Source organism: Cupriavidus sp. 05T42 (genome assembly GCF_056396345.1).
This window is the reverse complement of the sequence record NZ_JBFTLH010000003.1, coordinates 374408-394457: the sequence shown is the minus strand read 5'-3', so window position 1 is coordinate 394457 and position 20050 is coordinate 374408. Positions and strand designations below refer to the sequence as shown.

Below are 20050 nucleotides of genomic sequence, written 5' to 3'. Positions count from 1 at the left end.
AAGGCCAGCAGCCTTCCCCGTTTTTCTTTGCGTCGGGAATCGGGACGTCAGTAATCGGGACGTCAGTGCGAACGCTTCCGCACGAACAGCGCCGTCACCACGCCAATCACACACACCGCCACCACGTAATGCGCCGGGGCGAGCGGGTCGTTCTTGAGCATCAGCGTCACTGCCACCGGCGTCAGGCCGCCGAAGATGGCGTAGGCCACGTTGTACGAGAAGGACAGGCCCGAGAACCGCACCTGCGGCGGGAAGGCATGTACCAGCACGTATGGCACGGCACCGATCGAGCCGACGAAGAAGCCGGCCACCGCGTACAGCGGAATCAGCAGGTCTGGGCGCGCGCCAATCGTCGTATAGAGCACATAGGCGCTGATGGCGAGCAGCGTGCCGCCCACCGACAGCGTCAGCCGGGCGCCGAAACGGTCGGCCAGCAGGCCGGCCACGATGCAGCCGACCGACAGGCACAGCGTGGCGATGCTGGTGGCCAGTTGCGCGGTGCGGCCGTCGAAGTGATATGACTTCTGCAGGAAGCCCTGCGTCATCAGGATCACCACCACGATGCCGGCGGACAGCATCCACGTGAGCAGCATCGACACGACTACCGCGCCGCGATGGTCGCGCACGACAGACTTCAGCGGCATTTCGGCGGCGAGTGCCTTGCGCTTCTGGAGTTCGGCGAACACGGGCGTCTCGTGCAGCCAGCGGCGCAGGTACATCGAGCCGATGCCGAACACGCCACCCAGCAGGAAGGGCAGGCGCCAGCCATAGTCATGCAGCTCCGCCGGCGTGAACACGGTGTTCATGCCGGTGGCCACGAGCGAGCCGAGCAGGATGCCGGCGGTCAGGCCCGCCGTGAGCGTGCCGCAGGCGTAGCCGATGCGGCGCGGCGGCACGTGCTCCGAGACAAAGACCCAGGCGCCCGGCACCTCGCCGCCGACGGCTGCGCCCTGAAGGATGCGCAGGATCAGCAGCGCGATCGGCGCCAGCAGGCCAATCGTCGCGTAGGTCGGCAGCAGGCCCATCAGCATCGTCGGCACGGACATCAGCAGGATGGACAGCGTGAACATCTTCTTGCGGCCGAGCAGGTCGCCGAAGTGCGCCATGATGATCCCGCCGAGCGGCCGCGCCAGGTAACCGGCGGCAAAAATGCCGTAGGTCTGGAGCTGGCGCAGCCAGTCCGGCACGGAAGGCGGGAAGAACAGCTCGCCAATTACCGTGGCGAAGAAGACGAAAATGATGAAGTCGTAGAACTCGAGCGCGCCACCGAGGGCGGCGAGGGCAAGCGTCTTGTAATCCTGTCCGGTCAGCGGGCGGGCGGCTTGGCCGTCCTGCGCACCCGGTGCCCCGACAGTACTGCTGGTGGTAGGCATGAAATGACTCGCATGGTGAATTCACATGCGAAGCGCGCAACACGGATGACGTGGAGGGGACGGCCGAACGGATGACAGCGCGGAATGGGCAGGCCTGTGGCCGGCGGGTAGGCCGGCGGGGGCGCCACGGGACGCTTCGCAAAGGCGTAAAGATACCAGAACGACCCCTCGCCCATTTGGTTTTGGCCCTGTCGGATTCAAAATCGCCCGTCGGCCTGCCATAATCCGTCACAATAATGCCAAAAGAAGTGAAATCCGGGATACAAAGCGCCATCGGCGAACCATAAAAAGCCGACCAAATTGGCGTGTGGGGTCAAATCTTCTGGGGTGACATGGCTTTCAAGGATTCCATCCAGGCCGCCACCGGGGCGGCCATGGCGACGCCCCGCAGGCGGGTGGCGTTGCGCGTGGCGGGCGGTGCGGTGGCCGCGCTGGCGATTTTCGGACTCGCCGGCTATTTTGGCGGGCCGCCGCTGATCAAATATCTGGTCGAGAAAAACGCGACTGAGGCGCTGGGCCGCAAGGTCACGCTCGGTGCGGCACAGGTGCGGCCGTTCGAGCTGGCCGCGACACTGAACGACCTGACCATCTTCGAGCCGGACGGCAAGACGCCGATGGTGACGCTGGGGCAGATCGAGGCCAATACTTCGGCGGCCTCGGTGTGGCACCTCGCGCCGGTGGTGGACTTCCTCCATATCGACCGGCTGGCCGTGCATGTGGTGCGTAATGCACAAGGGCAGATGAATTTCGCCGATGTGCAGGAGCGCTTCGCCGCGCAGCCGCCCAAGCCGGCGGATAGCAAGCCGGCGCGGTTCTCCGTCAGCAATATCGCGGTGTCCAACACCAGCTTCGTCTACGAGGACAAGGTGCTGGATACGGTGCAGCGCGTGGAGAATTTCACGCTGACGCTGCCGTTCCTCTCCAACCTGCCGCACGACGCCACGATCAACACGCGCCCGACGCTGTTCGCGAAGATCAACGGCACGCCGCTGGCGCTGGCCGGCACCACGCAGCCGTTTGCTGACACGCGCGAGACCAATCTCAACGTCAACCTGGACGGCCTGGAGGTGGCGCGCTATATGGCGTTCGCGCCGCGCCTGAAGGATGCCGAGGTCAAGGGCGGGCTGGTCGATACGCGCCTGAATATCGGGTTCCGGCAGGATAAGGACAAGCAGGACCTGTTCGTCACCGGTACGGTGACCCTGCGCGATGCCGATGTGCGAACCCACGCGGGCGCGGAACTGGTCAAGGCCGGGAAGCTGACCGTGGACGTGGGCCGGCTCGAGCCGCTCGCGCACAAGGTTCAGCTTCGCAGCATCGAGCTGGAAGGTCTGGGTTTGCAGGCCGCCCGGCGCGCCGACGGCACGCTGAACCTCGCCACGGCTTTCCTGCCGGAAGCCGCGAAGACGCCGGCACCTGCCGCCGCCGCGCCCGCTGCGCCCGCCTCCGCCCCGGCCGCTGCCGGCGTGCAGGCGCCACCCAAGGCGGACGAGGTGCCGTGGTCCTATGCCGTGGAGCGCGTGGCGCTCAAGAGTGCGCGGATTGGCTTTGTCGATGAACTCGCGCCGTCTGGCCCCGGCAAGCTCGATCTCGGCCCGATCAACGTGGACGTGGCCGGCCTGGCCAGCACCGGCGACAAGCCGGCGAAGCTCGACGCCACCGTGACCATCGCCGACGGCCAGACGCTCAAGCACACCGGGGAACTGGCGCTGACCCAGGGCACGCTGGCGGGTACGCTCGAATCCACGGGGCTGCGGCCGCAGGGCTTCGCCGCCTGGTGGCCGCGTGCGCTGCGCAGCCAGTTTGGCGATACCGGCATCAATGCCGAACTCCACTACAAGATGGCGTGGTCCCAGCCGGTGTTCCAGTTCACGCTGGAGAAATCGCGGCTGGAACTGTCGCCGGTCTACGTGGCCACGCGCGAGCCGATCGTCCTGCCGGCGACGCCGGCTGCGGCCGAGCGTCCGGCGAATGCCGAACGGCGTGCCGCACGCGCCGAATCGGCTGCCCGAGGCGACAATGCCGGCAACAACGCGGGCAACGGCAGGGGCCGCGGGCTGCGCGTGACGCGCCGCGCCGCCGATCTGGAGGGCGACAAGCTGCCGCTGGTCCGGGCGGAAAAGCTCGTGCTCGAGAACATCAGCCTCGACCTGGCGCGGCAGAACTTCGAGGCCGGGCAGGTCTCGCTCGTGAAGCCGCAGATCGCCGCCACGCGCGACTTTCACGGCGAACTGCTGGAAATGGCCCGCATCTGGGCGGTGGAATCCGCCGAGCAGAAGGCGGCGCCGGCCAGGCCGGCTGTCCCGACGACTCCGGCTGCGCCCGCTGCCGGCGCCACGAATGGCCGCAACAGCGCCGCCGCCCCGCCGGGCTGGAAAGTCCGTCTGGGCAAGGTGTCGGTCGAAGGGGGCGCCGCGCGGCTGGCGGACTACGCGCCGGCCGAGGGCAATCGTGGCCGGCCGGTCATCCATCAATTCCGCAATATCGGCCTGACCACGGGCACCGTGACGTGGCCGCTCGCGGCCGGCGCGATGCCGATGAAGCTGTACGCGGAGAGTGGCCGCAAAGGCGTGATGAGCCTGGACGGCGATGTCACGCCGACGCTGCCGGCCGCGCAATTGCAGGTGGATTTGCGCGACATCGACATGACATCGCTCCAGCCATACATGGCGGATCGCTTCAACGCGGCGCTGCGTAGCGGGTTGCTGTCGGTGAAGGGCAAACTCGGTGTGGTGGCGCCAACCGGCAAGCCGATCGCGGCGCGCTTCAACGGCAACGTGCTGGCCGGCAACGTCCGCACCGTGGACCGCATCAGCGGCGAGGACTTCCTGCGCTGGCGCGCGCTGGCCGTGACGGGCGTCGACTTCAATATGGACGAGGCCAAGGGGCCGCTGCAACTGGGGATCAACAGCGTGGCGCTGTCCGATTTCTATGCGCGCGTGATCCTCAACGCCAATGGCCGGCTCAACCTGCAGGACGTAATGGCCGGCGGCGCGGAGAAGGGCGAGGCGGCGCCCTCCACGAGCCTGACGCAGGCTAACCCCGCTTCGGCGCCCGCGGCCTCCACGCCGGCGGCACAGGCCAAGGCGCCGGCACCCGCAGGCCCGCGTCCGCAGATCCGGCTCGGCGGCGTGGCGATCCAGAAGGGCAACATCAATTTCTCGGACTTCTTCGTCAAGCCGAACTACACGGCGAACCTGACCGACATGAAGGGCTCGGTGTCGAAGGTGTCGTCGGCGGACCCCACGCCGGCGGATCTCGTGCTCGACGGCCGGCTCGACGACGACGCGCCGGTCAGCATCAGCGGCAAGATCAATCCGCTCGGCGAGCAACTGTATCTCGACATCGCCGCGAAGGCCGCGGGCGTGGAGCTGACGCGCCTGACGCCCTACGCGGCCAAGTACGCGGGCTACCCGATCACCAAGGGCAAGCTCACGGTGGACGTGGCGTACAAGATCGAGAACGGCAAGCTGGATGCCCGCAACCACCTCTACCTGGATCAGCTGACCTTCGGCGAGCGCGTGGACAGCCCGGACGCGGTGAAGCTGCCGGTGCTGCTGGCCGTGTCGCTGCTGAAGGACCGCAACGGGGTGATCGATGTGAACCTGCCGGTGTCGGGGTCGCTGTCCGATCCCGAGTTCAGCATCGGCGGCGTGATCGTGCGCGTGATCGTCAACCTGCTGACCAAGGCCATCACGTCGCCGTTCTCGCTGATTGCCTCGGCGTTTGGTGGCAGTGGCGAGGAACTGGGCTATATCGAGTTCGCGCCAGGTTCCTCCACGCTGACCGATGCCGCACGCGACAAGATCGCCACGGTGGGCAAGGCGCTCAACGACCGACCTTCGCTGCGCCTGGAGATCAGCGGGCGCATCGATCCGGCGACCGATGCCGATGGCGCCCGCCGCGTCTGGCTGGATCAGCGGGTGTCCGAAGCCAAGCAGCGCGAGTTGCGCCGCAGCGCACAAGCCGGTGCGCAGGCGGAAGAGGGCGAGGGCGGCCAGCAGGGCGCGCGGGTGACGGTGTCGCCGCAAGAATATCCGAAGTACGTGGAAGCCGTGTACAAGCGCGAGTCGTTCAAGAAGCCCACCAACTTCATCGGCCTGAACAAGTCCTTGTCCCCGCAGGAGATGGAAAAGCTGCTGCTGGAGCACGCCCCCGTGACCGATACCGAGCTGCGGGCGCTGGCCGACCAGCGCGCGCTGGCCGTCAAGCAGGCGCTGGAACGCGATGGCAAGGTGCCGGACGCGAAACTGTTCCTGACTGCACCGAAGCTGACTGCCGAGGGGATCAAGGACAAAGGCGGACCGAACCGCGTCGACTTCTCGATTCGGCAATGAGGGAGGATGGCCGGACGCCGGGTCCGGTCATCAACGCCCCGTCATCCGGGATGGTGGGGTGGCTCGCGGCAGATGCCCACGCGGCGCCTGCGCTCGCGCGCACAGCGCCGGTAGCGCATCCGGTACGGATGGCTGCAGCGCCAAATGGCGCTCGCGACAGTCACGACGAGCAGCGCCGCCATCAGGGCGGCGAGCAGGGTGAGTGACATCGCGCCTCTCCTTCTCTCTCGCAGAGGCGCCTCGCTGCGTGTCCTGGCTAGATCAGCAGCGGCAGCGCCTCGAGAACCAGCACGCCCAGCAAGACCCCGATGATCGCGCCGGCACAACGGCAACTGATGCGCAGCGCCTTGGCAGCCACCGGAATCGCGCCCATCGCCAGTAGTCCGACGAGCGCCATGGGGATCAGAAATACAAGATCGTGCGCCTGTAGGTGAATCATGGCGGTCTCCTGTCTTGTTTCTTTGTGTTTCCAGTATAGGCCGTGTGTGGCGAATACAAGGCCGCCGCTCTCAGGGTTCACCCGTAGCGTTTGAAACGTGCGTGCAGTGCACGCGACACCCCAGGTATCTCCCAAGAGACTTTGCCCGCCCCAAGGTACGCATATCGGCACGGGCGGCTGCTACGCGGGGGCGCGTGTCCTATGCTGGACTCAGCGCACACCCCGGCGCTGCCGGGCGCTGCGCGTTGGATCGGAATCAATGTTCGACGTAGGAGGACGCCATGGAACTTCACATGCAATCGCACCATTACGTGCGCCGCTTGCCAGACTGGACAGCGGCTGCCGTATCGGGACTCGCAGCCGGCGCGCTGCTGATCGTGCTCGAAATGTTCTGGTCGACGATGGTATCGGGGGTCCATCCATGGGGCACCACGCGCATGATCGCTGCCATCGTGCTGGGGCGGGACGTGCTGCAGACCTCGCTGTTCAGCGTGGGCACGGTGGCCGTGGCCGTCATCATTCACTTCGTGCTGGGCGCGATACTTGGCATGGTGCTGTGCGCGCTCATCGCGCCGTTCCAGCTCGACTCGAGCGTGGGTATGTCGATGCTGGCCGGCGCCGTGTTCGGGCTGGTGGTCTACCTGTTCAACTTCTATGTCATGACGCGAGCCTTTCCGTGGTTCGTGGATGCGCGCGGCTGGCACACGCTGATCGGGCACCTGGTTTTCGGCATGGCCATCGCGCTCTGCTACTGGAAGCTGGAGAGCCGCGACGTATCGCACTAGATCCCTGGCGCGTTTGTGCATCGCCGCACGACGACGCGGCGATGTCGCCTTGCAGTGACCTGAGCCCATGCACTAGTCTTATTCCACCTGCGTGACCTGCGCATCCCTCGCGGTACTGCCTCCGCGTGGAGGAGGGTGGATATGGCGATAGCCATCGCACTCGTCGTCATCGTCGTTGCTTCGGTGCTCTTTCATTTCGTGAGCCCGTGGTGGGCGACGCCGCTCGCGTCCAACTGGAAACAGATGGACGATACGTTGACCATTACGCTGGTCATCACGGGCTTTCTCTTCATCGTCATCAACCTGTTCGTCGGCTACATCGTGTGGCGCTACCGCCATCGCGAGGGGCATCGCGCCGCCTATCAGCCGGAGAACCGCAAGCTGGAGCTATGGCTGATCGGGCTCACGGGCATCGGCATCATTGCGATGCTGGCGCCGGGGCTGATCGTCTACGCCGACTACGTGCGGCCGCCGCGCGACGCGATGGTGGTGGAGGTGGTAGGCCAGCAGTGGCAATGGGCATTTCGCTTTCCCGGGAAGAGCGGGCAACTCGGTACATCCGATGCGCGCTTCGTCACGGCGTCCAATCCGCTCGGGATCAACCCGGACGATCCGCGCGGGCAGGACAACATCGTGGTGGTGGGGCCCGAGGTGCATCTGCCGCTGAACCGGCCGGTGAAGGTGCTGCTGCGCTCGAAGGATGTGCTGCACGATTTCTACGTACCGCCGATTCGCGCGCGCATGAACATGGTGCCGGGCATGGTCACCTCGTTCTGGTTCACGCCAACGCAGGTCGGCAAGTTCGACATCCTCTGCGCGCAGCTGTGTGGCGTGGGGCACTACAACATGCGCGGCCACATGGTCGTGGAGGATCAGGCTTCGTTCGACGCGTGGCTCGCCAAGCAGCAGACCTTCGCGATGACGATGGCCAAGACCGCGCCGCCGATCGCCGCGGCGCCGGGCACGGCGGCAACGCCCACGCCGGAGACCACGGTGGCCTCCGGCACCGACCTCGTCGAGCAGGGCCGCGCGCTGGCGCAGAGCAAGGGCTGCGTGGCGTGCCACAGCGTGGACGGCAAGCCCGGCGTGGGGCCGACGTGGAAGGGGCTGTACGGCAGCACGCAGACGTTTGCCGATGGCAGCAGTGCCTCGGTGGATGACGCGTTCCTGAAGACCGAGATCGTCGATCCGCACGCGCGGCTGGTCAAGGGTTTCGGGCCGCTGATGCCGCCATTGCCGGTCACCGATGCGGAAATCGCCGCGCTGACCGCCTATATCCGTTCGCTCGGCAGCGGCGCGGCCGCCGCGCCGCAGGCGGGCAAGTAACGCGCGGGAGGAGGATGAGATGGCTTACGCCGATGATGCCCACCACGGCCCGCAAACCTTCGGGGCGCGCTACATCTGGAGCCAGGACCACAAGGTGATCGCGGTGCAGTACACCATCGTCGCGATCATCGTGGGGCTGGTCGGCGTCGCGCTGTCCAACCTTATGCGGATGCAGCTGGGCTTCCCGGGCAAGTTCGATTTCATCGACGCCAACCGCTATTACCAGTTCGTCACCATGCACGGCATGATCATGGTGATCTACCTGCTGACGGCGCTGTTCCTGGGTGGCTTTGGCAACTACCTGATCCCGTTGATGGTGGGCGCGCGTGACATGGTGTTCCCCTTCCTCAACATGCTCAGCTTCTGGGTCTATTTCCTGTCGGTGATCGTGCTGCTGGCGAGCTTCTTCGTGCCGGGCGGGCCCACAGGTGCAGGCTGGACGCTTTACCCGCCGCAGGCCATCCTGCCCGGCACGCCTGGCTATGACTGGGGCATCATCCTGATGCTGGTGTCGCTGCTCATCTTCATCGTCGCGGCCACGATGGGCGGCCTGAACTACGTGACCACCGTGCTCCAGGCGCGCACCGAGGGCATGACGCTGCTGCGCATGCCGCTCGCCGTGTGGGGCATCTTCATGGCGACCATCCTCGCGCTGCTGGCGTTTCCGGCGCTGTTCGTCTCGGGCGTGATGATGTTGCTCGACAAGACGCTGCACACGAGTTTCTTCATGCCGGCGATGGTGTCGATGGGGCAGCAGCTCGACTACAAGGGCGGCAGCCCGTTGCTGTTCCAGCACCTGTTCTGGTTCTTCGGGCATCCCGAGGTCTATATCGTGGCGCTGCCGGCCTTCGGCATCGTCTCGGACCTCGTCAGCGTGCATTCGCGCAAGAGCATCTTCGGCTATCGCACGATGGTGTGGGCCATCCTCGCCATCGGCCTGCTTTCCGTGGTGGTGTGGGCGCACCATATGTTCGTCAGCGGCATGAATCCGTACTTCGGCTTCTTCTTCGCCACGACCACGCTGATCATCGCGGTGCCGACGGCCATCAAGGTCTACAACTGGGTCATCACGCTGTGGCGCGGCGATATCCACTTCTCGGTGCCGATGCTGTTTGCGATTGCCTTTATCAGCACCTTCGTGATCGGCGGGCTGACCGGCCTTTTCCTCGGCAATGTCAGCGTGGATATCCCGCTGTCCAACACCTATTTCGTGGTCGCGCACTTCCACATGGTGATGGGCGTGTCGCCGATCCTGGTGGTGTTTGGCGGCCTCTATCACTGGTATCCCAAGGTGACCGGGCGCATGCTCAACGACACGCTGGGCCATATCCACTTCTGGGTCACCTTCATCGGCACCTACGCCATCTTCTTCCCAATGCACTACCTGGGCGTGCTGGGCATGCCGCGCCGCTACTACGCGTTCGACAACTACAGCTTCATTCCCGAGTCGGCGCACGTGATGAATATGTATATCTCGATCGCCGCGTTCGTGGTGGCCTTCGCACAGTTGCTGTTCGTCTTCAATCTCGCATGGAGCGTGCGGCACGGACGGCCCTCCGGCTCGAATCCCTGGCGCGCGGCATCGCTGGAATGGCAGACGCCGGAGACGCCACCCGTGCATGGCAACTGGGGGCCGCACCAGCCGGTGGTCTATCGCTGGGCTTATGCATACAGCGTGCCGGACGCGCCCGAGGACTTCATCGCCCAGAACGCGCCGCCTGAGGCCGGTGGGCATGAGCCCGAGCCATACGAAAGCAAGGGGGCCGTGGCATGAACGCCGAATCGATCGCCACGCAAGCGCCGTCAGGCGTGTTCCGGGTCTCACGCGAGGGGCCGAACGGCGGCCCCGGCGGGGGCGGCGCCATGCACGACCGCGAGGTGCGCGCGCCCGGCAGCGTTGGCCTGTGGGCGTTTATTGGTGTCGTTACGTCGCTGTTCTCGCTGTTTCTCGTCGCCTTTGCAATGCGGATGGATAGCCCGGACTGGCACCGCGTGGCGCTGCCCTGGCAGGTGTGGCTGTCCACGGGACTGCTGGCTGCAGCCAGCGTGGCGATGCAGGTTTCCACGCGTGCCGCGCGGGCGGGTCAGATGGAGCGGGCGCGCAGGGCACTGCGCCTGGGCGGTCTTGGCGCTGCGGCCTTTGTGGCGTCGCAGCTCTGGGCCTGGCAGGCGCTGTACGCGCTGCACGTGGTGCCGGCCAATAATCCGGCCGGCAGCTTCTTCTACCTGCTCACGGCCATGCATGGCCTGCACGTGGTGGGCGGGCTGGTCGCGTTCGCGTACGTGGCGATGGATCGCGGCAGCGGCACGCGCACCGTGACGCGTATCGGCCTGTGCACCCGGTACTGGCATTTCCTGCTGGCGCTGTGGATTGTGTTGCTAGGGGCGCTGGGCTGGCTGACGCCCGAGATCGTTCGCTACATCTGCGGCACCGCCTAGCGGAGAGGGGGAATACCGATGACCTCGCAAGTTTCGTCGCCCACATCGCCGACTTCACCCACGCCGCCGGCGAACGGCATGGCGGACCATCTGCCGTCCGGCATGAAGGGCCTGCTCGCGGACTGGTCATCGGACCAGATGGCCTTCAAGGTGTCGTGGGGCAAGGCCATGATGTGGATCTTCCTGCTGTCCGACACCTTCATCTTCAGTTGCTTCCTGACCGGCTACATGACCGTGCGGATGTCGACGACGGTGCCGTGGCCCAATCCGAGCGAGGTGTTCGCGCTGGAGATTGCCGGCCGGCAAGTGCCGCTGATCCTGATCGCCATCATGACGTTCGTGCTGATCACGAGTAGCGGCACCATGGCGATGGCCGTCAACTTCGCCTACCGGCGCCAGCGCCGCGAGTGCGCAATGTTGATGCTGGCCACGGCGCTCCTCGGAGCATCGTTCGTCGGCATGCAGGCGTTCGAATGGTCGAAGCTGATCCACGAAGGCGTGCGGCCGTGGGGCAACCCGATGGGCGCGGCGCAGTTCGGATCGACGTTCTTCATGATTACCGGCTTCCACGGCTTTCACGTGTCGTGTGGTGTGATCTACCTGCTCGTCATCGCCAACAAGGTGCGGCAGGGGCACTACGACGTGACGGGCAACTACCAGCCCGTGGAGATCGCCGGGCTGTACTGGCACTTCGTGGACCTGGTCTGGGTCTTTATCTTCGCGCTGTTCTATCTCTGGTGAGGCTGGCCATGGCATCGACTCCCACCGCTCCCGATCCGGCCATCGAACCCTCGTCGCATGGCGGGCAGGCCCATCCGATCGGCCTGTACCTGAAGGTCTGGATCCTGTTGTTCATCCTGTCCACGATGTCGTACATGGTGGACTACTTCCACGTGCAAGGCTTCCTGCGCTGGGCGCTGATCCTGATCTTCATGGGGCTGAAGGCGGGGCTGATCGTCGCCGTGTTCATGCACATGGCGTGGGAGCGCATGGCACTGATCTGCGCCATCCTGCTGCCGCCGCTGTGCCTGCTGGTGCTGGTATGGCTGATGGCGGAAGAGGCCGACTACACGTTCCTGACGCGGGGGGTGTTTTTCAAGTAGGGAAGGGCACCTGGATGCTCGGTTGCAAAACAAAGGCTGGGTTTCCCCGGCCTTTGTTCTCAGCTTGCGGACGACGCGCGCCCGCTCTTACGCTCAAATCTGCGTAATAAACTTCGTCACCAGATACCCGTCGAACGTCTCCATCCCGCCTTCGCTGCCGATGCCGGAGTCCTTGATGCCGCCGAACGGCGTTTCGGAGAGGGCCATGCCGAAGTGGTTGATGTTGACCATGCCGGCTTCCAGGCCGTTGGAGACCAGGTGGGCCGTCTTCAGCGAGTTGGTGAAGACGTACGAGGCCAGGCCGAAGGGCAGGCTGTTGGCGCGGCGCAGGACTTCCTCGGCGTCCTTGAAGCGCGTGACCGGCGCTACCGGGCCGAACGGCTCGTCCACCATCAGCTTGGCGTCGTCGGGCAGGTCCGTCACCACGGTCGGGGCGAAGAAGAAGCCCTTGTCGCCGATGCGTGCGCCGCCGGCCACGATCTTGCCGCCGCGGTGGTTGGCATCGTCGAGGAACTGTTCCATCGATGCGATGCGCCGCTCGTGTGCGAGCGGGCCCATTTGCGTGCCATCGTCGAGGCCGTTGCCGACCTTGATCGAACCGATGACCTCGGTGAAGCGCGCCAGGAACTTGTCGTAGGCTTTTTCCTGAACGTAGAAGCGCGTCGGGGAGACGCACACCTGGCCGGCGTTGCGCAGCTTGAAGCGCGCCAGCATCTCGGCGGCCGGCTCGATGTCGGCATCGTCGAAGACGAGCACCGGTGAATGACCGCCCAGTTCCATCGTCACACGCTTCATGTGCGCGCCGGCCAGCGCAGCCAGCTGCTTGCCCACCGGCACGGAGCCCGTGAACGAGATCTTGCGCACGATCGGCGATTCGATCAAGTAGGTCGACACCTCGCTCGGCACGCCCCAGACGATGTTCAGCACGCCCGGGGGCAGGCCGGCGTCATGGAACAGGCGCGCCAGCGCCACTACGGCACTCGGCGAATCCTCCGGGCCCTTCAGGATCAGCGTGCAGCCGGCGCCCAGGGCCGCCACGATCTTGCGGATGGCCTGGTTGAACGGGAAGTTCCACGGCGTGAAGGCGGCGCAGACGCCAATCGGCTCCCGCACGACGATCTGGCGCACGGCCGGGTTGCGCGGCGGAATCACGCGGCCGTAGATCCGGCGGGCTTCCTCGGCATGCCATTCGGCGTGCTCGGCGCAGATCATCACTTCGCCCACGGCCTCGGCCAGCGGTTTGCCCTGGTCCAGCGTGATGTCGCGGCCGATTTCCTTGGCGCGCTGACGCGTCAGTTCTGCCACGCGGCGCAGGATCGCGGAGCGCTCCAGCGGCGAGGTCTTCTTCCACGTCTCGAAAGCGCGCTGCGCCGCGGCCAGGGCGCGATCAAGGTCGCCGCGCGTGGCGTGGGGCAGCTTGCCAAGGACTTCCTGGGTCGCCGGGTTGATGACATCCTGCTCGCGCCGGTCGCCTCCCTTGATGAATTCCCCATCAATATAGAGGGCGAGATCCTGGTACATGCGTGTCTCCTGAGTCGGTCGGGTCGAGAAACCGCAAGCTTAACGCGTCGGACCGGAACGCGCACGGGGTCGTAGTGGCCGATAATCGGCCACTTGCCCGCGGGAATCCACGCTAGACTGGCGGACCCGAGATGCCGCATATCGTCCCAACCGCCCTCCATGAAGCCAGACGCCAGACTGACCACGGGCCCGATCGGCCGCACGCTGTTGCTGTTCTCGCTGCCCGTGCTGGGCAGCAACATCCTTCAGTCGTTGAACGCGTCGATCAACTCGGTCTGGGTGGGCCGCTACCTCGGCGAGGCCGCGCTGACGGCCACGTCCAACGCCAATATCATCCTGTTCTTCCTGCTTGGCGTGGTGTTCGGCATCAGCATGGCCAACACGATCATGATTGGCCAGGCCGTGGGCGCCCGGAATATCGACGAAGCGCGCCGCGTGGTCGGCACCGGCACGACGTTCTTCGTGGGCCTGTCGATCCTGGCGGCGGTGCTCGGTTTCGTCTTCACGCCACACATCCTCGCGGCGATGCATACGCCCGACGATGCCGCGCCACTGGCGGTGATCTACCTGCGCATCATCTTCGTGGCGCTGCCGTTCATGTACTTCTACAACTTCGTGATGATGACGCTGCGCGGGGCAGGGGACTCGCGCACGCCGTTCTATTTCATGCTGTTGTCGGTGGTGCTCGACGTGGTGCTGAACCCGGTGCTGATCTTTGGCGTCGGGCCGTTGCCGGCGCTGGGCATCGCAGGCTCCGCGCTGGCTACGCTGATCGCCCAGCTGGTGAGCCTCGTGGCGATGATCGCGGTGCTGTACCGGCGACGCCATTTCCTGCTGCTGCACAAGGAGCAACTGGCGCTGCTGTGGCCCGATCCGGCAATTCTCCGTGCGCTGGTGGCGAAGGGCTTGCCGATGGGCCTGCAGATGGTGGTGATCTCATCGTCCGCGATTGTCATGATGTCGCTGGTCAATACCTATGGCTCGCAGACCACGGCGGCCTACGGGGTGGCCTCTCAGTTGTGGACTTACGTGCAGATGCCGGCCCTGGCCGTAGGCGCCAGCGTGTCGTCGATGGTCGCGCAGAATGTCGGTGCGGGCCTATGGCCGCGCGTGGCCCGTATCACGCGCATGGGTCTGCTGTTCAATCTGGTGATGACCGGGGCGATTGTGGGGCTGATCTACCTGTTCAACCGGCATTCGCTTGGCATCTTCCTGGGCGATGACAGCACGGCAATCGGCATCGCCCAGCACATCAACCGCGTGGTGCTGTGGTCGTTCATCCTGTTCGGCTTCACCATCGTCGTGTTCGGCACGGTGCGCGCCACCGGGGCGGTCATGGCGCCGCTCGTCATCCTGTTCGTGTCGATGTGGGGGATACGGCTGCCGTTCGCATGGCTGCTGGAGCCGCATATCGGCGCGGAGTCGATCTGGTGGAGCTTCCCGGTTGGTTCGATCGTGTCCGTGGCGCTGGCCTTTGCCTACTACCGCTTCGGCAACTGGAAGCGCAGCCACATCATGCCTGCCGAGCCGCATGCGGAGGCCGTCGGCCTCGCGCCCGATACCAGCATGGGCACGCCTTGCGAAGACGCCGATACCACAACGGCGCCCGCGCGGTGATCGGATGACAGGTGGGTGCGCTTTCACCTGAGAGACATTTGAGTCGCCGCGCGCGCCGCGGTGCAGCAATGTAAGGCATTCGAAAGCCACGCCTTCCCCAAATATCAGAACGCCGCTTCATGCGGCGTTCTTTGCTTTCAGTCCCCTTTCGCCCAGCCTTTCAGTTGACTTTCACGCGCTGTCGATCATATCGATTAAATACATCACAACATGATGTATTTGAGTCGGCCCACTTCTGATAACGGAATCAGGAATTACCCTGAAGCCAGACAAATGAAAGGCGCCTGAAAGATCGCGTCTCTACTGTTCGCTCCGTCGCATCGGATGCTTTGCCTGTCATGCATCCGCAGTGCGGGCGCCAGAGCCGGCGTGCCGCGCGGTACCGATTTTCACCACTTTGAGGAGATTCATTTTGCGCATACGCAGCCAAAAGGACTTTGCCTCCGGCCTGATGTTCGTCCTGGTCGGCCTGGGCTTTTCCTTCGTCGCGCGCGGCTATTCCATGGGAACGGCGGCGAAGATGGGGCCAGGATATTTTCCGTTCCTGCTCGGACTCGTGCTCGCCCTGCTGGGCGCGATCGTGACGGTGGGTTCGCTCTCGACGAAGGGCGAAGACGACCAGCTCGCGCGCTGGGACCTCAAGACGCTGTTGTGGATTCTCGGTTCCGTGGTGCTGTTCGGCCTGTTGCTCAAGCCGCTCGGCATGGTGTTGTCGGTCTTTGTGCTGGTGCTGGTCTCGTCGATGGCGAGCCATGAGTTCAGCTGGAAGGGCGCACTCCTGAACGGCGTGGTGCTCGTGCTGATCAGCCTGGGCGCCTTCGTGTACGGCATCAACCTGCAGATGCCGGTGTGGCCTGCCTTCATTACCGGCTAAGGAGCCCGTCCAAATGGAATTGTTCGATCACCTTGCCCTGGGCTTCTCCACGGCATTGTCCCTGCAGAACCTCGCGTACGCCTTCCTCGGGTGCGTGCTGGGGACGCTGATTGGCGTGCTGCCGGGCCTCGGCCCTCTCGCCACCATCGCCATGCTGCTGCCGGTCACGTACACGCTGCCCCCGGTGGCTGCGCTGATCATGCTGGCTGGTATTTACTACGGCGCCCAGTACGGCGGTTCCACCACCGCCATTCTGGTGAACCTGCCCGGTGAGTCGTCGTCGGTGGTGACCACCATCGATGGCTATCAGATGGCGCGGCGCGGCCGTGCTGGCGTGGCGCTGGCCACTGCCGGTCTCGGTTCGTTCTTCGCTGGTTGCGTGGCTACGCTGATTCTGGCGGCTTTCGCAACGCCGCTGTCGGAACTGGCATTCAAGTTCGGCCCCGCCGAGTACTTCTCGCTGATGGTGCTGGGCCTGATCGGTGCCGTGGTGCTGGCCTCGGGCTCGCTGCCGAAGGCCGTGTCGATGATCGTGCTGGGTCTGCTGCTGGGCCTGATCGGTACCGACGTGAACTCGGGTGCCGCGCGCTTCTCGTTCGACGTGCCTGAGCTGACCGACGGCATCGACTTCGTCGCACTGGCCATGGGTATGTTCGGCTTCGCGGAAATCATCGCGAACCTGGAACAGAAGGAAGCCCGCGAGACGTTCACGAACAAGGTGACGAACCTGTTCCCGACCAAGGAAGACTTCCGACGCATGATCCCGGCGGTGCTGCGTGGCACGGCCCTGGGTTCGGCGCTGGGTATTCTCCCCGGCGGCGGTGCGGCACTGGCTTCGTTCGCGGCTTACTCGCTCGAGAAGAAGACCTCGAAGTACGCGCATGAATTCGGCAAGGGCGCCATCGAAGGCGTGGCGGGTCCGGAATCGGCCAATAACGCCGCGGCACAGACGTCCTTCATCCCGCTGCTGACGCTGGGCATTCCGCCTAACGCCGTGATGGCGCTGATGGTGGGCGCGATGACCATCCACAACATCCAGCCCGGCCCGCAGGTGATGACCAGCAACCCGGCGCTGTTCTGGGGCCTGATCGCCTCGATGTGGATCGGTAACCTGATGCTGATCATCCTGAACCTGCCGATGATCGGTATCTGGGTGAAGCTGCTGACCGTGCCGTATCGCTTCCTGTACCCCGCGATTCTCGTGTTCTGCGGCATTGGCGTGTACTCGGTCAACAACCAGACGTTCGACGTGTTCATGGCGGCTGGCTTCGGCGTGATCGGCTATCTGTTCCTGAAACTCAAGTGCGAACCGGCCCCGCTGCTGCTCGGCTTCGTGCTGGGACCGATGATGGAAGAGAACTTCCGCCGCTCGCTGCTGCTGTCGCGTGGTGACTTCACCGTATTCGTGACGCGTCCGCTGTCGATGGGCCTGCTGATTGCTGCTGCCGCACTGGTGGCCGTGGTGGCACTGCCGTCGATCAAGGCCAAGCGCGAGGAAGCGTTCCAGGAGGAATAGCGCTCCGTGGCGCTCTCCTGAGCAACACCGGCTTTTGCCGGGCACACAACGCAAGCTTTCGGGGTGCCTCGTGCACCCCGTTTTTTTAAGGACTTTCCAAAGCGACTGCGCCCATGATCACGCCTTCGCTCGACCGGGTCGTTTCCCGGCTCTACATCCTCAAGCTCGTCCAGGCCAGCCCCTCTACCGTCTTCAGTCTGATGGAGCGGCTGCGCGAGCGCGGCATCGACAAGAACATCCGCGCACTGCGGCCCATTCTGCGCAGCCTGATGATCGCTCGCTCGATCACGGCGGAACTCGTGGAAGGTAACGGCCGCGTCTATACCATCACCGACAGCGGTCGCGCCGAACTGGACGCGTACCTCTCGCACCTCGACGTACTCAAGTCCGACCTGCCGGGCGCAGGCAACCACGCGCAAAAGAAAGACGCCGCCTGAAGCGGCGGCGTCCTGGCCCGAGGAGAGGGCTCTTGCTATGTAGCGGGGCTTACTGCTGGCTGACCAGTTCCTGCGCCGTGGCGTTGCTCGTGCTGCTCTGTGCCACCAGGACCTTGATCTTGTTCGGCACCACGGCACCGAAGCCGTCGGCCGGGATCGTGGTAATCAGCCAGTCGTCGTTCTTGTTCACGGTCAGCGCGCCCGAATCGAAGATCACGGTCTTGGTACCGGCCGCGGTCACGCGCAGGCGATAGGTGCCGCCATCCACATAGATCGAATCCTGACCCGAAGCCGGCACCGCATTCTTATAGCTGATGGCGGCGATCGTCGGGTTCACGGCGGCGATGTCCTGCGCCGGCGTGGTCAGGTACATGTCCACGTTCTGCGCATTGATCGAGGCGTTCAGACCACGAATCCGGGCGGAGGTGTCCAGCAGGCCCTTGCCGTACGGATCGTCGATCTGCAGCACGTCGGCGGCCGTCGTGCCAGGCAGCGCCACCACGGTGTACTTGTGGCCGGTGTGCGCCGAAACCGTGGTCGCACCGATCTGCGTGGACGTGTTGGCCAGGTTGAACGCGAACAGGTTATTGCCTTCCTCGACGTTGAAATAGCCCGAGACTGTCTTGTAGGGGATGTTCCTCAGCGAGGTCAGCGCGCCGTTCTGCAGCACGTCGACGTTGGGGCCGGCCGTCACGGCGTGGATGACGCGCACCGAGGGCTTGCTCAGGCCCACGCGGTCGTCGATGCCGTCATCGCCGCCACCGCACGCTGCCAGGACTGCCGTGGTCGCGAGCGCCAGGCCCAGAATGATGTTCCGCTTGATTTCCATGGTTCTTCACCTCTTTTACGTTGGGATCATTGGGGCGCGCGACACGCACAAGACCTCACACCGACCCAATGCGCCGGTGCTCTCTCGAATGGCGATGGTGGCGTGCCGCGCGGGCAATCGTTACTGTTGCTGCTGGCAGCCGTGCGTGAATGCGCTTGCCTGATGCAACGATAGACATGCGGGGAGAGGGGAGACAGCCGGGCGACTCCGATATCAATGTCGGAGAATTCCCACAGTTCGGTTACAAAGCTGATACAAGTACGCGTTGTGTCGCGCGCATCGAGCATGGGGAATGCCGCGCGAAGACATGGCGCGGCACGTGGTCCAAAAGGGTGAGGTAGTTCTTACACGGCGCTAGGCGTTGTCGGCCGTGGGGCAAGAGGGGTGGCGCGCGGCGCGGTGCCGCGCGCGGGAAATACTTACACCATCACGACCTGATTGCGGCCGTTGCGCTTGGCCTGATAGAGGCCGGTATCCGCTGCCTGCACGAGGCGGCTGGCATCGCCAGTTTCATCGGGCACGATCACCGCGCCGCCGATGCTGATGGTCACCACGCCACTGGTGGGCGACCCGCTGTGCGGAATCTGCAGCGACTCGATCGCGCGCCGCACCTTCTCCGCGAGCAACCTTGCACCGCCCGCCGAGGTGGCTGGCAGGATCATCGAGAACTCCTCGCCCCCAAAACGCGCGGGCAGGTCAGCCGGCCGCGCGCAGTTGTCGCGGATTACGCCCGCCACGCGGCGCAGCACCTCGTCGCCGGCCACGTGGCCGTAGGTGTCGTTGTAGGCCTTGAAGGCATCCACGTCGATCATCAGCAGTGCGAGTTGCGTCTGCTCGCGCTGTGCGCGCCGCCACTCGGCGCCGAGGTACTCGTCGAAATAGCGGCGGTTCGAGAGCCCGGTCAGGCCGTCGGAGTTGGTCAGCCGCTGCAGTTCGAGGTTGGTTTCGAGCAACTGCTGCTGGCTCTGCCGGAGTGCCCGATACGCTTCGTCGCGCTGCAACAGGTTCAGGTAGGAGCGCGAGTGATAGCGGATGCGCGCCACGAGTTCGATGGTGTCCGGCAGCTTCACGAGATAGTCGTTGGCGCCAGCCGCGAACGCGGCGCTCTTCATCGTCGCCTCTTCCTTGGTGGAGAGCACGATGATGGGGATGTCGCGCGTGCCCGGGTTCTCCCGATAGCGCCGCACAAGCGTCAGGCCGTCGGTGCCCGGCATCACCAGGTCCTGCAGGATGACGGTTGGCTGCGTGCGCTCCGCCACGGCCACGGCCTCGTCCGGCTGCGCGCAGTAGTGGAAGTCGATGTCGGGCTCGCCGGCCAGCGCGCGGCGCACCGCTTCGCCGATGATGGCCTGGTCGTCGACCAGCAGCACCATCGCCATGTATTCGTTGTTGGCGCCTTTTGTGCTGTTCGCGCTATTTGCCGCCGCATCGGCTTGAGGTTTAGGTCTTGGCAT

17 protein-coding genes are annotated in these 20050 nt (G+C 65.0%); 11 read left to right on the top strand and 6 right to left on the bottom strand.

Features of this window, described 5'->3' with window-relative positions; all coding sequences use genetic code 11:
• Window positions 1-62: 62 nt before the first annotated feature.
• Window positions 63-1373, bottom strand: coding sequence for an MFS transporter (locus AC1EJR_RS05950; RefSeq protein ID WP_092294459.1), 1311 nt, complete (start codon window positions 1371-1373; stop codon window positions 63-65).
• A 332-nt stretch (window positions 1374-1705) separates the two neighbouring features.
• On the opposite strand from AC1EJR_RS05950, the gene AC1EJR_RS05945 reads away from it, so the two are divergent.
• Entirely contained in the window at window positions 1706-5710 is a 4005-nt protein-coding gene (locus AC1EJR_RS05945) for a DUF748 domain-containing protein (protein ID WP_092294461.1), read from the top strand.
• A 41-nt stretch (window positions 5711-5751) separates the two neighbouring features.
• On the opposite strand, the gene AC1EJR_RS05940 is transcribed toward AC1EJR_RS05945, so the two are convergent.
• Window positions 5752-5919: a hypothetical protein gene (locus AC1EJR_RS05940; protein WP_177219909.1), complete on the bottom strand. Its 168-nt coding sequence runs from the start codon at window positions 5917-5919 to the stop codon at window positions 5752-5754.
• A gap of 47 nt (window positions 5920-5966) precedes the next feature.
• Window positions 5967-6149, bottom strand: coding sequence for a hypothetical protein (locus AC1EJR_RS05935; protein ID WP_066736414.1), 183 nt, complete (start codon window positions 6147-6149; stop codon window positions 5967-5969).
• A 281-nt stretch (window positions 6150-6430) separates the two neighbouring features.
• On the opposite strand from AC1EJR_RS05935, the gene AC1EJR_RS05930 reads away from it, so the two are divergent.
• The 6 genes from AC1EJR_RS05930 (at window position 6431) to AC1EJR_RS05905 (ending at window position 11802) form a co-directional block, all read left to right on the top strand.
• Window positions 6431-6934 carry a hypothetical protein gene (locus AC1EJR_RS05930; protein ID WP_092294463.1) on the top strand — a complete coding sequence of 168 codons (504 nt, stop codon included), beginning with the start codon at window positions 6431-6433 and terminating at the stop codon, window positions 6932-6934.
• 141 nt (window positions 6935-7075) lie between these two features.
• Window positions 7076-8260 carry a cytochrome c oxidase subunit II gene (locus AC1EJR_RS05925; RefSeq protein WP_092294465.1) on the top strand — a complete coding sequence of 395 codons (1185 nt, stop codon included), beginning with the start codon at window positions 7076-7078 and terminating at the stop codon, window positions 8258-8260.
• 19 nt (window positions 8261-8279) lie between these two features.
• Complete coding sequence (ctaD, locus tag AC1EJR_RS05920) at window positions 8280-10034, top strand: cytochrome c oxidase subunit I (protein ID WP_092294467.1); 1755 nt, start codon at window positions 8280-8282, stop codon at window positions 10032-10034.
• Entirely contained in the window at window positions 10031-10699 is a 669-nt protein-coding gene (locus AC1EJR_RS05915; protein ID WP_092294469.1) for a cytochrome c oxidase subunit 3 family protein, read from the top strand. The genes ctaD and AC1EJR_RS05915 overlap by 4 nt, the downstream gene beginning before the upstream one ends.
• Before the next feature lie 18 nt (window positions 10700-10717).
• The gene (locus tag AC1EJR_RS05910; protein ID WP_477113811.1) at window positions 10718-11440 is read left to right on the top strand and encodes a heme-copper oxidase subunit III family protein; all 723 of its coding nucleotides are present in this window, start codon (window positions 10718-10720) and stop codon (window positions 11438-11440) included.
• A gap of 8 nt (window positions 11441-11448) precedes the next feature.
• Window positions 11449-11802: a cytochrome C oxidase subunit IV family protein gene (locus AC1EJR_RS05905; protein ID WP_092294473.1), complete on the top strand. Its 354-nt coding sequence runs from the start codon at window positions 11449-11451 to the stop codon at window positions 11800-11802.
• Between the two features lie 93 nt (window positions 11803-11895).
• On the opposite strand, the gene AC1EJR_RS05900 is transcribed toward AC1EJR_RS05905, so the two are convergent.
• Window positions 11896-13323 carry an NAD-dependent succinate-semialdehyde dehydrogenase gene (locus AC1EJR_RS05900; RefSeq protein WP_092294475.1) on the bottom strand — a complete coding sequence of 476 codons (1428 nt, stop codon included), beginning with the start codon at window positions 13321-13323 and terminating at the stop codon, window positions 11896-11898.
• Window positions 13324-13482: 159 nt separating this feature from the next.
• Between AC1EJR_RS05900 and AC1EJR_RS05895 the strand changes: the two genes are divergently transcribed.
• The 4 genes from AC1EJR_RS05895 to AC1EJR_RS05880 all read left to right on the top strand — a co-directional run bounded on the left by AC1EJR_RS05895 (window position 13483) and on the right by AC1EJR_RS05880 (window position 17767).
• Window positions 13483-14940 (top strand): MATE family efflux transporter, encoded by a 1458-nt coding sequence (locus AC1EJR_RS05895; RefSeq protein ID WP_477105300.1) that lies wholly within the window; start codon window positions 13483-13485, stop codon window positions 14938-14940.
• A gap of 412 nt (window positions 14941-15352) precedes the next feature.
• A complete protein-coding gene (locus AC1EJR_RS05890) occupies window positions 15353-15814 on the top strand; it encodes a tripartite tricarboxylate transporter TctB family protein (RefSeq protein WP_092294478.1) in 462 nt (153 codons plus the stop codon).
• 13 nt (window positions 15815-15827) lie between these two features.
• Complete coding sequence (locus AC1EJR_RS05885; RefSeq protein WP_092294480.1) at window positions 15828-17330, top strand: tripartite tricarboxylate transporter permease; 1503 nt, start codon at window positions 15828-15830, stop codon at window positions 17328-17330.
• Window positions 17331-17443: 113 nt separating this feature from the next.
• On the top strand, window positions 17444-17767 hold the full coding sequence (locus AC1EJR_RS05880; RefSeq protein ID WP_092294482.1) for a helix-turn-helix transcriptional regulator: 324 nt from the start codon (window positions 17444-17446) through the stop codon (window positions 17765-17767).
• A 49-nt stretch (window positions 17768-17816) separates the two neighbouring features.
• On the opposite strand, the gene AC1EJR_RS05875 is transcribed toward AC1EJR_RS05880, so the two are convergent.
• On the bottom strand, window positions 17817-18596 hold the full coding sequence (locus AC1EJR_RS05875; protein ID WP_092294484.1) for a DUF4397 domain-containing protein: 780 nt from the start codon (window positions 18594-18596) through the stop codon (window positions 17817-17819).
• Window positions 18597-19015: 419 nt separating this feature from the next.
• A complete protein-coding gene (locus tag AC1EJR_RS05870) occupies window positions 19016-20050 on the bottom strand; it encodes a diguanylate cyclase domain-containing protein (protein WP_477105299.1) in 1035 nt (344 codons plus the stop codon).